Below are 12394 nucleotides of genomic sequence, written 5' to 3' on the forward strand. Positions count from 1 at the left end.
GCGTCGCCGGGGCGCTAGAATTTGAAGGTGAGGCCATAGCCGATGCCGGAGATTTTGAGATCGTACTTGTAGTCGGTGATGTTGTGAAACTCGAGGTCTTTGTGTTTGGTGGATCTATAGTAGAGGTTGAGTTCGGTGTTCGCCGCCAGAGCGTAGCCGACGCCGAATTCGAAGTTTTCGATCCTGTTGCCGACCCCGGCGACGGCGTAGCCGGTAAGGCGGTCTCCAAGCGGCGCGGAGGCGACGAAGCCGATCTGATAGCCGTTGGCGTTTTTCCCTTGGGCGGAGCTGCCTACGAAAAAGTACCGGCCTTTTATGATGGAGCCGGCGGAAAAGGTCAAATCCGTGCGGGAGTGTGTATAGCCGGCAAAAGCTGCGAAGTTTTTGTCCAGTTTATAGAGGATGTTGATCTGGTTGGCGGTTGTTTCGGTATTGCCGTTGCTGACAGTCAAGGTCTGGTTGGCGGCGGTGAAGAGCTTCGAGTTGGCTTTCTGATGGGCGATCTGGAGGGCGAATTTGTCGCCCAGGCCGAATGTCAGGCCTAGGTCGTAGTTGCCGCCTTTGCCGCCGTAGGAGGTCAGCCCGGACCAGTCGTTGCTCTGGTTCGGCCGGGAAGCGACATCCACTGCGACCTTCCCCGCGGAGTAATCCATCAAGGGGCTGGCCGAGGCCACGGAGCAACCCAGGACCAACATGGTCACTATGAGCAGTATTTTTTTCATCGCAATCCCCCATTTACCTTTTCTAGAATTGTTACCAATATTCGACACCGTCGATGATAACCCTTCCGTATTTTGGGGCGGGGGATCGGCATTTACCGCTGGGGACGGAGGAGGCCGAAGCGGTTGGGGCATATCCGGCGGCAGAGGTTGCAGGTTATCAGCCAGCTGCCGTTGCCGATGCAGTTTATCATGTTGGGGCGGCAGTTTTTCTGGATTATCGTCGTGCCGTCGAGGGCGCGGCCGGGGCAGGCGTCGAGACAGGCGCGGCAGCCCGGCAGGCAGGCGTCGTAAGCGGCGAGGGGGTCGGCGGCGAGGGCGCGGTCGACGAGGACGGCGCCGAGCCACAGCATGTTGCCGAAGAGGTCGTTGACAAGTAGGGTGTTTTTGCCGATTTTGCCCAGTCCCGCGCGGACGGCGGCGTGTTTGAGGGAGAGGATGCCCTGGCCGTGCTGGCGGTCGGCGTCCCAGTATTCGCAGGGGTCGGCCGACGGCACCGGGACGGCGCCGATGCCGCGGCGGTCGAGATCGGCCGCCAGCCTGAAGGTGATGGCGTCGAGCTTGTCGACCATTTTGTTGCGGACGAAGGTGTACGCGGCCGGGCTGGCGTCGAGCGCGGCCGCCGGGAAGCGGCAGGCGACGGCGAGGACCGACCGGCAGCCTTTCGCGACGTCGGCGGGGTGAAAGCCGGCCGGGGCGTCGGCGAAGCGCTCCAGCGGGGCCACGCCGCACAGGTCGGCGCCGAGCAGCGCGGCTTGCCGCTTGATTTCCATGGTTTCCATGTTATCCTCTCCTTCGGTGACTGGACTGTTTCCGGGGATTATATTATCATAGAAAACATAAATTGGTAAAATTCACGGTTTTGAAGTGACGGCCGCTATATTCAACGATTTTGATGCTTCCATGGGGGTGAGCGGGTGGAGCTAAGGCAGTTGCAGTCTTTTCTGACGGCGGCGAAGCTGGCGAGTTTTTCGCGAGCCGCGGCTGTTCTCGGCTACGCGCAGTCGACGGTGACGATGCAGATCAAGGCGCTGGAGGAGGAGCTGGGTACGAGTTTGTTCGATCGCTCGGGACGCAGGATTCGTCTGACCGGCGATGGCGAGAATCTGTTTTCGTACGCGGAACAGATTCTGAGGCTGGCGGAGGAGGCGACGGAGACGACGGCCCGCGGGAGCCGCAAAGGCGGCTCGGTGGCGGTCGGTACGCCCGAGTCGCTCTGCCTGCATTACTTGTCCCCGCTGCTAGGCGACTACCGTCTGAAATATCCGGAGGTTGCCGTCAAGCTGCGGTTCGGGACGTGCTGCGAGCTGTACGAGCTGCTGAAGACCAGGTTGGTCGATGTGGCCTTTTTTCTCGACGAGCTTATCGACGACGGGAAAATGACTGTCCACGTTTTATTCGACGAGCCTGTCCTCCTGCTGGCTTCGCCCAGGCATCCGCTGAGCCGCAGGGCGGCCGTCGCCCCCGCCGATCTGGAGGGGCAGCCGCTGATTGTAACCGAGCCGGGCTGCAATTACCGCGCCCGGTTCGAGCGCTGCATCGGCGCCCAGGGCGTCAAGCCGTGCTCGACGATGGAGGTGAGCAGCGTGGAGCTGATCAAGCGCTTCGCGAGGGACAACCTGGGGGTGGCGGTGCTGTCGGGGAGCGCCGCGCAACAGGAGCTGGCGGCGGGCCAGTTGGTCGCGCTGCCGTGGACGGGGCCGTCTTTCGACGTGAAGGCCCAGCTCGTGCACCTGAAGGAGAGAAGGCTGCCGCCCGCGCTGCGGGCGTTCGTCAGCCTGGTGCTGGCGGGCGGAAAGGGCGCGGACACGCTGATTACTCCGTTACGTTAACACCGTTCATAATTCCCCCTCTTTCACTAATACTAAGGGAAAGGGAAGCTGATGTTTAGGGGGAAAGGAACAATGAATATTTTCGACGTAATCCACGATAATTTCGAGCCGTTTTTAGATGGCGAGATAAGGCCGCTGAATATTATGGAAGCGGCCAATCTATGGTATTTTCTCGCCATAAGCGAGACGACGATGCGCAACGAGGAAGTAGCCTACAATCTCGCCCAGGACAAGGAGCTCAGGGACAAGCTGTGGGATGCGAAAGTCAGCGTGCATCAGCCGATCGCCAAGGAAATTCAGGAGTTCCTGCTCAAGGAGAAGGTGCCGTTGCCAAAAGGGACGCCGCCGAAGCCGGCGGCCGCCTATCAGCTCCCTGAAGGCGCGAAATTCAACGACCAGGAGATCGCCAATCTGATGTCGTTCAACCTGCTGCTCGGGATTACTTTCGCAGCCAGGGGACTTACCGAGTCCGTCCGCTCCGATGTCGGTCTGATTTTTTTCAAGGTTATCGTCAGAAAGACGCTTTTCGGCGCTTCGGTCAAAAAGCTTATGGCCCAGCGCGGCTGGCTCAATTATTCTCCCGCATTCAAGGCATGAATGTGGCGCAGGCGCCGGGAAAGAAAAGAAGCGGCGGCATGCGGAAGAACGAAACCCCTCCGGTTGTGGGCCGGAGGGGTTTGCCGTTTATTCCAGCCGCAGGCTGATGTCGGCGGCTGTGACGGAGTGGGTCAGGGCGCCGCTGGAGATGATGTCGACGCCGCTGGCGGCCAGGGCTGCGATTTTTTCCCGGGTGACGTTGCCGGATACTTCGACAAGGACGCGGCGGCCGATGGTCCGCACGGCTTCTTCGATGGCCGGCAGAGCCATGTTGTCGAGCATGACGGCGTCGACGCCGGCGGCGAGCGCTTCCTGGACCTGGATGAGGTTCTCGGCTTCGACCTCGATTTTGACGAACGGGGAGACGCTGCGGCGAGCATTTTCGACCGCGGCGACGATACCGCCGGCGGCTTTGATGTGGTTGTCCTTGATGAGGACGAGCGAGTCGAGGCCGAAGCGGTGGTTCTTGCCGCCGCCGACGGTGACGGCGTATTTTTCCAGCATTCTGAGGCCGGGGGTGGTTTTGCGGGTGTCGACGACGACGGCGGGGTGGCCGCCGCAGGCCGCGACGCAGCGGGCGGTTTCGGTGGCGATGCCGGTGAGGCGCTGGAGGAAGTTGAGCGCGACGCGTTCGCCGGTGAGCAGGGAGCGCGTCGGCCCCTCGATGGCGGCGAATTTACGTCCTGTTTCGATCCGGTCGCCGTCGGCGTTGTGAAAGGTGATGACGATGTTTTCGTCAAGGAGGGCGAAGACGCGTGCGAAGACTTCCGAGCCGGCCAGGACCATGTCCTGTTTGGCGATAAGGGAGCCCCGGGACCGGTGGCCGGGCGGGAAGATCGCTTCGCTGGTGATGTCGCCGTGGCCGATGTCTTCGGTGAGGGCGCGGCGCAGCAGTTCGTCGAGGGCCAGTTTGTTCATTCCATGACCGCCTTTCTCCCCCATTGCTGGAGGGTATGGTTGCTAAATTCGCCGTCGTTTCTGGCGGGGTAATCCTCGCGGTAGTGGGCGCCGCGGCTTTCGGCCCGCAGGAGGGCGGCGGCGAGCAGCAGTTCGGCGAGCTGGCAGGCGTTGACCGCATGACAGGCGTGCCGGTCGGCCGCGCCGACCGGCACGCCCGCACCGCCGGCGCGCAGCCAGGCGAGCGCCGCAGCCAGTTCTTCGCCCCGCCGCACGACGCCGGCGACGGCTTCAAGCCGCGCCCTGAGGTCCGGGAGATCGGGGCGGACGCCGGCCGCGACCTGGGCGTCGGCGGGAAAACGGCCGGCCGGCCGCGGCGCACGGCGGGAGCCGTTGATATGGGCCGCCGTCCGGCGCGCGAAGACGACGCCTTCTAAAAGCGAGTTGCTCGCCAGGCGGTTGGCGCCGTGGACGCCGGTGGCCGCGGCTTCGCCGCACGCGTACAGGGAAGGGACGGTGGAGCGTCCCCATAGGTCGGTCTTGATGCCGCCGATGGTATAGTGGGCCGCCGGGAGGACGGGGATGGCGTCCCTGTCGAGGAACCAGCCGCTTTTGGCCAGTTCGCCGTAGACGTGCCGGAAGCGTTCGGTCAGGTGCCGCCGGCCGAGGCGCGTGGCGTCGAGGTAGACCGGCCCGCCGCCCTGGCGGGCGCTTTCGCGCAGGATGGCGCGGGCGACTTCGTCGCGGGGGGCGAGCTCGCCGTCGGGGTGGCAGGCGGCCATAAAGCGCTCGCCCTGGCGGTTGAGCAGCACGGCGCCTTCGCCCCGCAATGCCTCGGTAAGGAGGAAGACTTTGCCTGACGGCAGGGTGGCGGCGGTGGGGTGGAACTGGACGAATTCCATGTCGGCGAGGGCGGCCCCGGCCCGGTAGGCGGCGGCGATGCCGTCGCCGCCGGCGGAGGCTTCGTTGGTGGAGCGCAGGAAGAGGCCGCTGTAACCGCCGGTGGCGACGACGACGGCCGCGGCGTCGAGGTAAAGCAGCCGGCCGCCCTGTTCGACGACGCAGCCCCGGCAGCCGTCCCGGTCGGTTATTATGTCGACAAGGAAGGAGTCGTCGAGCAGTTCTATGTTGCCGCGCCGCGCGGCTGCGGCGGCCAGCGTCTCCGCGATGTGCCGGCCGGTGTGGTCGTGGTAGTGGACCACGCGCCGGCGGGAGTGGCCCGCCTCCCTGGTGAGGTCGAGGCCGCCGGGGGCGCGGGTGAAGGCCGCTCCCAGGGACTGGAGGTATTCGAGGGCCGCCGGGCCTTCGCGGACCAGGACGTGGACCGCTTCTTCCCGGCACATCCCCTGCCCCACTCTCAGGGTGTCGGCGATGTGGTCGGCGGCGCTGTCGTCGGCCCCGACGGCGACGGCTATCCCGCCCTGAGCCTTGTATGTGCTGCTGGCGGTGAAGGACGCTTTGCTGAGGAGCGCCACTTCGAGCCCGGGGTCGAGCGACAGGGCGGCCGTCATGCCGGCGATGCCCGCGCCGACGACGGCGATGTCGCAGGTTATGCGCTCCAGTTTTTCCGGGCGCAGGCATTCGGGGGCGATGCAGCCGCGCGCCATCTAGACCACCCCGAGCATGCGGGTGATGGCCTGCCTGGCTTTGTCCGCGACGGCCGCATCGACGGACACCTGGTGGCGGTCGTGGAGCAGGGCGTCGCGAACGCTTTCGAGGCGCGTTTTCTTCATGTCGGGGCATACCAGACCGGGATGGAGGAGCAAAACCTGTCTGTCCGGCCGGGAGGCTTTGATGGCGCTCAGTACGCCGGCTTCGGTGCCGATCAGCAGGACGGGCGCGGGGGAGGCCGCCGCGTAGCGGATGATGTCGGCGGTGCTGCCGGCGAAGTCGGCCATTTTGACGACGGCGGGGGCGCATTCGGGGTGGACGAGGATTTTCGCGGCCGGATGTTTCTCCCGTGCGGCGAGGATGTCGCGGGGCGTTATTTTCGCGTGGGTGGCGCAGGCCCCTTTCCACAGCACCAGCTCTTTGCCGGGCAGGCGGCCGGCGACGTATGCGCCGAGGTTGGCGTCGGGGACGAAGATGACTTTGGCGTCCGGCAGCGAGGCGACGACCTTGACGGTATTCGCCGAGGTGCAGCAGATATCGCTGAGCGCTTTTACTGCAGCGGAGGAGTTGATGTAGCAGACGACCGGGGCGCCGGGATGAAGGCGTTTGAGCGCCGCCACGTCGGCGGCGGCGACGGTGTCGGCCAGCGGGCAGCCGGCGTCTGGCTCGGGCAGGAGCACGGTCTTGGCGGGCGAGAGGATTTTGGCCGTCTCGGCCATGAAGCGGACGCCGGCGAAAACGATGGTGTCGCATTCGGCCTGGGCGGCGATCTTGCTCAGATAAAAAGAATCGCCGACATGGTCGGCCACCGCCTGCACTTCGTCGCGCTGGTAGTTATGCGCCAGGATGAGCGCGTTGCGGTCCTGTTTGCGTTTTCGGATCTCCCGGATCAGTTCGTCCATGTTTTACCTCCTGAGCCGTTTCGCCCGCCGGGTTGCCGGGGGTGAAATGACATTACAGTTGTCTTGTCACCTATGATTATTATACGGCCTGGGCGGGGCGGCTGACAAGCGGTAGCGGCAATTTTAGGCGTTTCTGTTTATTTGTAGAGGATATTCTCCCGTTCGAGTTCCCGTTCGATGCGGGCAAGGACTTCAGGGGACGGCGCTTCGACGGTGTGGAGGTGAACGCCGCCGGTGATGGCCGACAGGGGCTCGGCGCCGCTGTTTTTCAGGGAGCGGAGGAAGTCGGTCAGGTCGTGGCGCGAGGCGAGCATGAGGTTGGCTTTGAGTTCGCCGTAGACGGGATGTTCGACGATGACGTCGAGGACCTTGCCGCCGTTGTCGATGATGATCGCCAGTTCGTCGGCGAGCTTGTCCCAGCCGTGCTGGCAGGCTATTTTCGCCGTTGCGGCCGCCGGCGGCTTGGCGGCCGGCAGCAGATAGCCCTGGGGGGTGGCGTAGATTTCCGCGCCGGCGGCCCTCAGGATGGCGATGTCGCCGACGATTACCTGGCGGCTGACGCCGAGTTCCTGGGCCAGAGCCGTGCCTGTCACCGGCTCGCCGGTTTTATGCAGTTTGTCGATCAAGCGGTTGCGCCGTTCCCTGGCGTCCATGGCATATCCCCCACATCCGCAGCCGCCCGTTGACGGCGGTTATTATTTTTATTATACACGCGGCGCTGGCGATAGGCTACTCTTACGGGCGACGAGGAGCACATCGGTCGCCAATTTTACATAATATATAACGTAATTGTGAGGAGGTGAATATTGTATGGAAATTATTTGCCGGGAGGTCCGGCCGTATCCGCCGCTCGATATGCACCAGGTACGCTTCTGGCTGCGGATAATGAAGGAGCATGCGCTGTTCATCAGGCTGGGGCTGCCCTGCGACCAGACCGAGCTGCGCAAGGAGTCGCAGTGTTTTTACGATTTATTCGAAAAGCTGGAGCAGAAGGCCTGCCATGTGAACTGCGGCGAGGCTTTCCGCGCGTTCGTCGAGGAAGTGATGGTGGCTGTTAAGAATCTGTTCGCCTTCAAGCGCCATTTGCTGTGCCTGCTGATCGAGTGCAAGATCCGCGGCGGGGCGAATTACCCGCTGCTGATCGACCACATTTCGCGCGAGGCGCTGTATTTCTATAAGCTGCTGCAAAAGATCTGCGACGGCGAGATGGAGTATCCGGCGGACGCGATCGTGAGCGAAAACGTGTTCTGGATCCGTATCATGGCCGACCACCTCAAGTTTATCCGCGGACTGCTGGACCCCTCCGAACGCGAGGTTTTCGAGCAGACGCAGGCGCTGAGCGATAAGTGGGACGGCCTCAACCTTCACGCCCGCGACTTCGAGAGCATGCTGTGGCACATGAGGCCGAACAACGATTTCGCGCGGTTCGAGAAGACGGTGACCGACGCGGCGGTGGAGCTGCGCGGCTTCAAGGCGACGGCGCAGGAGCTGATCGAGCGGTGCAGCGTGCTGTCGCTCATTCCTCCCCTGCTGGCCGATCATGTGCGCCGGGAGGCGGAGCAGTTCCTGCGCATCCTGGAGATGATCGGCGGCGAGCTGGGAGAATGCCAGGGTTCGCCGATCATCCGCTGTGACGACGACTGCATGGATCTGCCGAGGAGGTAGGGACGCATCGAACGCCACGGACGCGGTAAGAGACCGAACGACGTTTTGGGGCCGTCCTGACTGGCGTGGGGATGCGCGAAGTAAAAGCAGCTCCGAGATGGGGCTGCTTTTGGTTCGCCGCTGTTTGGGATGGAGACCGTCCCCCGGCTTTGGCAACTGCCCCTGCCCTGGCTGCTCAGCCGGAGCGGCGCTGCGATAAGGGAGCGCATTCGTGGGCCGCGGCCGTTGGCCGCGGTTTTCGCCTGCCGCTCATTTCATCTCGGCCCCGGAGAAGCCGAAGGCGGACAGGATGTAGACCGCGACGGCCAGTGAGGCGAGCCAGGCGAGCGGCGGCCTGAGGTGATGGAGGCGGATGATGGGGAACATGGCGCAGTCGAACAGGATGGAATGGCCCAGCGACCAACCGTTGAAGTAGGTGATGCCGCCGATGAGGGTGTCGGCGGCTTCGAGCGCCCCGAACAGCAGGACCCAGGCGAGGATGTATCTGATCTGGCGCACCGGGCCGGCGGCGGGGTAGTTGCTGAGGTAGATGAGCGTGTTGGCCGGCAGGGAGACGAAGGTGTTGAGCAGTTCGACCGTCGTTTCGCTGAGCGCGAGGGTGTCAGGGTTGAAGTCCCACAGGGGGTGATGGTAGGTGATGAACGCGGCCGCGAGGTTGACGGCCATGACGAACAGCATGGTCGGGTAGTAACGCTGCCAGCGCCGCCAGTCGCCCCACCGCCAGACGGCGATAAACAGGCCCGCCAGCAGGGCGACCCTGAATAGGAGAAGAACCGTCTCGGCCCGAAAAAGTCCCGGCATCCGCTCACCCCCTCAGCCCGCGCACGCGCGGGACAGAGTTATTTTTTACCTCCGGAAGGCGCATTATGTGCCGCCAGCTCCCGTTCCGCCCGGGCGGCGGAGTTGCCAGGGGCGCCTAAATGACCTACAATGTAAGGGTGCGACAATCGCGGCAATATCGGAGGCAAGTTATGCTGACATTATCGAGTGTTTATGTTTTCGGCGTCATTTTGTTCGCCGGTGTGCTGCAGACGGTGACCGGCTTCGGCTTCGCCCTGGCCGCCGCGCCGCTGCTGACTTTCGCCCTGCCGCCCAAGGAGGCGGTGGTGGCGGTGCTGTTCGTCGGCATTATGATGAAGGGGCTGATGGTTTACAAGACCTGGGGGGACGGGGCGTTCAAGCGCATCGCGCTGGTGTTCGCCGCCAGCGCGGTCGGCGCGTTGCCGGGCGCGTATGTTCTTCGGGTGGTGAGCGACAGCGCCTTGAAGGTGTTCATCGGCCTGACGCTGGTGGCTGTGACGCTGGCGATGTACGCCAATTATACCGTCACCATCCGCCGCCACGGCCTGGCCAAGTCGGTGGTGGGGTTCCTCAGCGGTTTCCTGGGGGCGACGACCAGTTTCAACGGCCCGCCCCTAATCCTTTATCTGATGAACGAGGGCGGCGACAAGACGACGATCAGGGCCGATCTGGCGCGCTATTTCCTCCTTTGCAACGTAACGACGATAACTTTCGCCTATTTCATGGGCACTGTGCCCGCCGATCGTCTGGGAGGGCTCGCGGCTGCGGCCCTGCCGGCGGTGTTGCTCGCCTGGTGGCTCGGAGACAAGATTTTTGCCCGCGTGGACGCGGCGCTTTTCCGCCGCATCGCGCTGGGGATAATCTCGCTGAGCGGGCTGGTGACGTGCGGGTTCGGCCTGTGGCCGCTGATAAAGTAGCGGGTGCTGATTATTGATTATGAAGAGGGGACTCCGGCGGATGGCCGGAGTCCCCTCTTCATAATGTTGCAAGACCCAGGTTGCCTAGAAAGCTCCAGATGCAAGGCGCACCGGAAAGCGCGCTGCGACGCGTACCCAAGACGTACGCTAGCAAGCGCTTTGAGGAGCAACGCCGCAGATGGGGCTTTATCGGCAGCCTGGGAGGGGACTCCGGCGGATGGCCGGAGTCCCCGCCCCTACTTGTCGGCGTTGTCCTGGTAGTGCGCGGCCTTGGCCCTCACTTCCCCGGACGTGAGTTTGTCCTTGCCGGGCCGGACGTCGTGCTCGATACCGAACTTGACCGGTCCTGTTTCCTGTCTGGGCGTACAGACCACCTCCGCGGTTAGTGTCTCCCGCGACGCGGCTTTTATCACCGGCCGCGCAGCGGCTTGGCGCCGAAGCGCGGTCCGTCGGCCGCGCGCGTGGCGAGCGTGTGGCAGAGCCAGTTGGCGTCGTCGCGGGCGGGGAAGTCGTCGCGGATATGGTGGCCGCGCGTTTCGGCGCGGGTCAGGGCGCTGCCGGCGACGAGGCCGGCGATTTCGGCCATGTTTTCGAGTTCGATGAGTTCGACGAGGCGTTGGTTGAAGACGCCGGCGTCGGGCACCCGCGCGGCCGCCAGCTCGGCCCGCGTGTCGCCGGCCAGCCGCGCGAGGCGCTGAAGCCCCGCGGCGTCGCGGCCGACGCCGGCGTACTGCTGGACGGCGGCGCGCAGCCGGTCGCGGAGGGCGGCGAGGTCCGTCCCGCCGCTTTTGGCCGGGGCCAGCCGCGCGGCGACCCGCGCGGTTTCTTCTTCGACCGCTGCCGGGTCGGGCCGGGCGCCGCCGTTGTCGGCCGCCCAGCGGCCCGCCGCCAGCCCGGCCCGCGCGCCGAAGACCTGGGTGGCGGTGAGGCCGTTGCCGGCGAGGCGGTTGGCGCCGTCGAAGTTGCCGGCGCATTCGGGGGCGGCGAACAGGCCGCGCACCGAGGTGCGGCAGTCGGGGTCGATGTGGATGCCGCCCAGGAGGTAGTGGGCCCCGGGGGCGACTTCGACGCGGTCGGTGGCAGGGTCGACGCCGTGGGCGCGGATGTAGTTGTACTGGAGGATGTCGAGCTTGGCGGCGACGGCGGCCGTGCCTTTGGGCGAGTCGCCCACGTACCACATGAGTCCGCCGTGCGGGCCGGCGCGGCCGTCTCTGACGGCCCGCGCGAGGAGGAGCATGGCTTCGTCGCGGACAGGCAGGGGCTTGGGCAGCACCGGCCGGCCGGCGTTGTCGTAGATGTTGCCGTCCAGGACGTCGGGGGCGAGGTATTCGTAGTGGACGAAGGCGCCTTGGAGGGACGGCGGCCAGACGAGCACCGACGGGTAGAAGAGCACCATTTCCATGTCGACGAGCTCCGCTCCGGCGCGGTAGGCGTGGACGAGGCCGTCGCCGGTGGCGTCGGCGGGGCAGTCGTTGGTGGCCCACAGCCACTGGCAGCCACCGGTGGCCATGACGACCGCCGGGGCGGCCAGTAAGGCGAGTTCTCCGTTCCTGAGGTCGAGCCCCACCGCCCCGGCGACGGCGCCGGCGGCGTCGCGGACGAGGCCGGTGACGAAGAAGTCGTCGAGGACGGTGATGCCGGCGTGGCCGCGGCAGGCTTTGGCAAGGGCGCCGGCCAGGCCGATGCCGCCGCCGCGCACGAACAGGTTGCGCGGCTGCGACTGGCCGGGAAATTGACCGAGGGCGTAGCCGCCGGCGGCGTCGCGCACGAAGCTGACGCCGTAGCGTTCGGTTTCGAGGACGCGGCCGGCGGCGTCCGCGGCGAGCGTTTGGGCGAGGTCGCGGTCGGCCAGCCCGTAGCCGCAACGGATGATGTCGTCGCAGAAAAGCTCGGGGCTGTCGTCGGGGTGCAGGGGGGCCTGCATGCCGCCGGCGGCGGTGAGGGTTATGCCTGATCTGGCAAGTGGGCCTTTGTTGGCGAGCAGGACCCGCGCGCCGGTTTCGGCGGCCGCCAGGGCGGCCCGCAGGCCGGAGGCGCCTCCTCCGACAATGAGTACGTCGGTTTGACGGGTTGCGGTGATTTTCATCGCGCCCCCTCCCCTTCCGGCGCCAGCGGACGCGCGAAGTCCACGACGACGTCGCGGACGACGGCGTAGCGCGAGTGCGGTTCGATGACGACCGTTTCGCCCGGGTGGATCAGGGTGGTGCAGCCGAACGCGTCCCGGCCGTTGACTCTGACCAGGCAGGAGCCGCACCGGCCCTTGAAGCAGGTGGACGTGCGGCAGCAGAAGCTGGCGTCGAGTTCGCGCACTTTTGCGAGCAGCGCCATGACGGACAGCGGCGCGTCGCCGGCCACGGCGAATTCCTGCAGGCGGCCGGCCCGGTCCGCGTCCGGGTCGAAGCGGAATACCCTGACGGTTATCGTCGATGAGTTGTCCATATGTACATCCCCTC

14 protein-coding genes are annotated in these 12394 nt (G+C 65.1%); 4 read left to right on the forward strand and 10 right to left on the reverse strand.

What is annotated here, in order from left to right:
• Positions 1–14: 14 nt before the first annotated feature.
• Both Q4T40_14225 and Q4T40_14230 read right to left on the reverse strand, forming a co-directional pair.
• Complete coding sequence (locus Q4T40_14225) at positions 15–722, reverse strand: hypothetical protein (GenBank protein ID MDT8902402.1); 708 nt, start codon at positions 720–722, stop codon at positions 15–17.
• A 92-nt stretch (positions 723–814) separates the two neighbouring features.
• Entirely contained in the window at positions 815–1501 is a 687-nt protein-coding gene (locus Q4T40_14230) for a hypothetical protein (GenBank protein ID MDT8902403.1), read from the reverse strand.
• Between the two features lie 135 nt (positions 1502–1636).
• Here Q4T40_14230 and Q4T40_14235 point away from each other — a divergent pair, with 135 nt between their 5' ends.
• Positions 1637–2551 carry a LysR family transcriptional regulator gene (locus Q4T40_14235; GenBank protein ID MDT8902404.1) on the forward strand — a complete coding sequence of 305 codons (915 nt, stop codon included), beginning with the start codon at positions 1637–1639 and terminating at the stop codon, positions 2549–2551.
• Positions 2552–2623: 72 nt separating this feature from the next.
• A complete protein-coding gene (locus Q4T40_14240; protein ID MDT8902405.1) occupies positions 2624–3148 on the forward strand; it encodes a DUF3231 family protein in 525 nt (174 codons plus the stop codon).
• 87 nt (positions 3149–3235) lie between these two features.
• On the opposite strand, the gene nadC is transcribed toward Q4T40_14240, so the two are convergent.
• From nadC to Q4T40_14260, 4 genes are all read right to left on the reverse strand, one after another.
• Positions 3236–4066: a carboxylating nicotinate-nucleotide diphosphorylase gene (gene nadC, locus Q4T40_14245; GenBank protein MDT8902406.1), complete on the reverse strand. Its 831-nt coding sequence runs from the start codon at positions 4064–4066 to the stop codon at positions 3236–3238.
• Positions 4063–5652: an L-aspartate oxidase gene (gene nadB, locus Q4T40_14250; protein ID MDT8902407.1), complete on the reverse strand. Its 1590-nt coding sequence runs from the start codon at positions 5650–5652 to the stop codon at positions 4063–4065. The genes nadC and nadB overlap by 4 nt, the downstream gene beginning before the upstream one ends.
• A complete protein-coding gene (nadA, locus tag Q4T40_14255) occupies positions 5653–6558 on the reverse strand; it encodes a quinolinate synthase NadA (GenBank protein MDT8902408.1) in 906 nt (301 codons plus the stop codon).
• A gap of 137 nt (positions 6559–6695) precedes the next feature.
• A complete protein-coding gene (locus Q4T40_14260) occupies positions 6696–7211 on the reverse strand; it encodes a transcription repressor NadR (protein MDT8902409.1) in 516 nt (171 codons plus the stop codon).
• Positions 7212–7368: 157 nt separating this feature from the next.
• Between Q4T40_14260 and Q4T40_14265 the strand changes: the two genes are divergently transcribed.
• Positions 7369–8223 carry a DUF2935 domain-containing protein gene (locus Q4T40_14265; protein ID MDT8902410.1) on the forward strand — a complete coding sequence of 285 codons (855 nt, stop codon included), beginning with the start codon at positions 7369–7371 and terminating at the stop codon, positions 8221–8223.
• A gap of 249 nt (positions 8224–8472) precedes the next feature.
• Here Q4T40_14265 and Q4T40_14270 read toward each other — a convergent pair whose 3' ends face one another.
• On the reverse strand, positions 8473–9024 hold the full coding sequence (locus Q4T40_14270; protein MDT8902411.1) for a CBO0543 family protein: 552 nt from the start codon (positions 9022–9024) through the stop codon (positions 8473–8475).
• Between the two features lie 170 nt (positions 9025–9194).
• Between Q4T40_14270 and Q4T40_14275 the strand changes: the two genes are divergently transcribed.
• The gene (locus tag Q4T40_14275) at positions 9195–9941 is read left to right on the forward strand and encodes a sulfite exporter TauE/SafE family protein (protein MDT8902412.1); all 747 of its coding nucleotides are present in this window, start codon (positions 9195–9197) and stop codon (positions 9939–9941) included.
• Positions 9942–10177: 236 nt separating this feature from the next.
• On the opposite strand, the gene Q4T40_14280 is transcribed toward Q4T40_14275, so the two are convergent.
• Genes Q4T40_14280 through Q4T40_14290 form a run of 3 tightly spaced genes read right to left on the reverse strand, consistent with a single transcriptional unit; the run spans position 10178 to position 12380 of the window.
• Entirely contained in the window at positions 10178–10315 is a 138-nt protein-coding gene (locus Q4T40_14280) for a hypothetical protein (protein ID MDT8902413.1), read from the reverse strand.
• A gap of 35 nt (positions 10316–10350) precedes the next feature.
• Entirely contained in the window at positions 10351–12027 is a 1677-nt protein-coding gene (locus tag Q4T40_14285) for an FAD-binding protein (GenBank protein ID MDT8902414.1), read from the reverse strand.
• A complete protein-coding gene (locus Q4T40_14290) occupies positions 12024–12380 on the reverse strand; it encodes a 2Fe-2S iron-sulfur cluster-binding protein (GenBank protein ID MDT8902415.1) in 357 nt (118 codons plus the stop codon). The genes Q4T40_14285 and Q4T40_14290 overlap by 4 nt, the downstream gene beginning before the upstream one ends.
• Between the last annotated feature and the right edge of the window lie 14 nt (positions 12381–12394).

Source organism: Selenomonadales bacterium 4137-cl (assembly GCA_032334055.1).
In the GTDB taxonomy this organism is placed as follows: Bacteria; Bacillota; Negativicutes; order Sporomusales; family UBA7701; genus Anaeroselena; species Anaeroselena agilis.

Excerpts from the sequence above, each read along its gene's own strand:
- nadB (MDT8902407.1), bottom strand. The coding sequence starts at position 5,652 with ATGGCGCGCGGCTGCATCGCCCCCGAATGCCTGCGCCCGGAAAAACTG.
- Q4T40_14225 (MDT8902402.1), bottom strand. The coding sequence starts at position 722 with ATGAAAAAAATACTGCTCATAGTGACCATGTTGGTCCTGGGTTGCTCC.
- Q4T40_14230 (MDT8902403.1), bottom strand. The coding sequence starts at position 1,501 with ATGGAAACCATGGAAATCAAGCGGCAAGCCGCGCTGCTCGGCGCCGAC.
- Q4T40_14285 (MDT8902414.1), bottom strand. The coding sequence starts at position 12,027 with ATGAAAATCACCGCAACCCGTCAAACCGACGTACTCATTGTCGGAGGA.
- nadC (MDT8902406.1), bottom strand. The coding sequence starts at position 4,066 with ATGAACAAACTGGCCCTCGACGAACTGCTGCGCCGCGCCCTCACCGAA.
- Q4T40_14240 (MDT8902405.1), top strand. The coding sequence starts at position 2,624 with ATGAATATTTTCGACGTAATCCACGATAATTTCGAGCCGTTTTTAGAT.
- Q4T40_14290 (MDT8902415.1), bottom strand. The coding sequence starts at position 12,380 with ATGGACAACTCATCGACGATAACCGTCAGGGTATTCCGCTTCGACCCG.
- nadA (MDT8902408.1), bottom strand. The coding sequence starts at position 6,558 with ATGGACGAACTGATCCGGGAGATCCGAAAACGCAAACAGGACCGCAAC.
- Q4T40_14275 (MDT8902412.1), top strand. The coding sequence starts at position 9,195 with ATGCTGACATTATCGAGTGTTTATGTTTTCGGCGTCATTTTGTTCGCC.
- Q4T40_14260 (MDT8902409.1), bottom strand. The coding sequence starts at position 7,211 with ATGGACGCCAGGGAACGGCGCAACCGCTTGATCGACAAACTGCATAAA.
- Q4T40_14270 (MDT8902411.1), bottom strand. The coding sequence starts at position 9,024 with ATGCCGGGACTTTTTCGGGCCGAGACGGTTCTTCTCCTATTCAGGGTC.
- Q4T40_14265 (MDT8902410.1), top strand. The coding sequence starts at position 7,369 with ATGGAAATTATTTGCCGGGAGGTCCGGCCGTATCCGCCGCTCGATATG.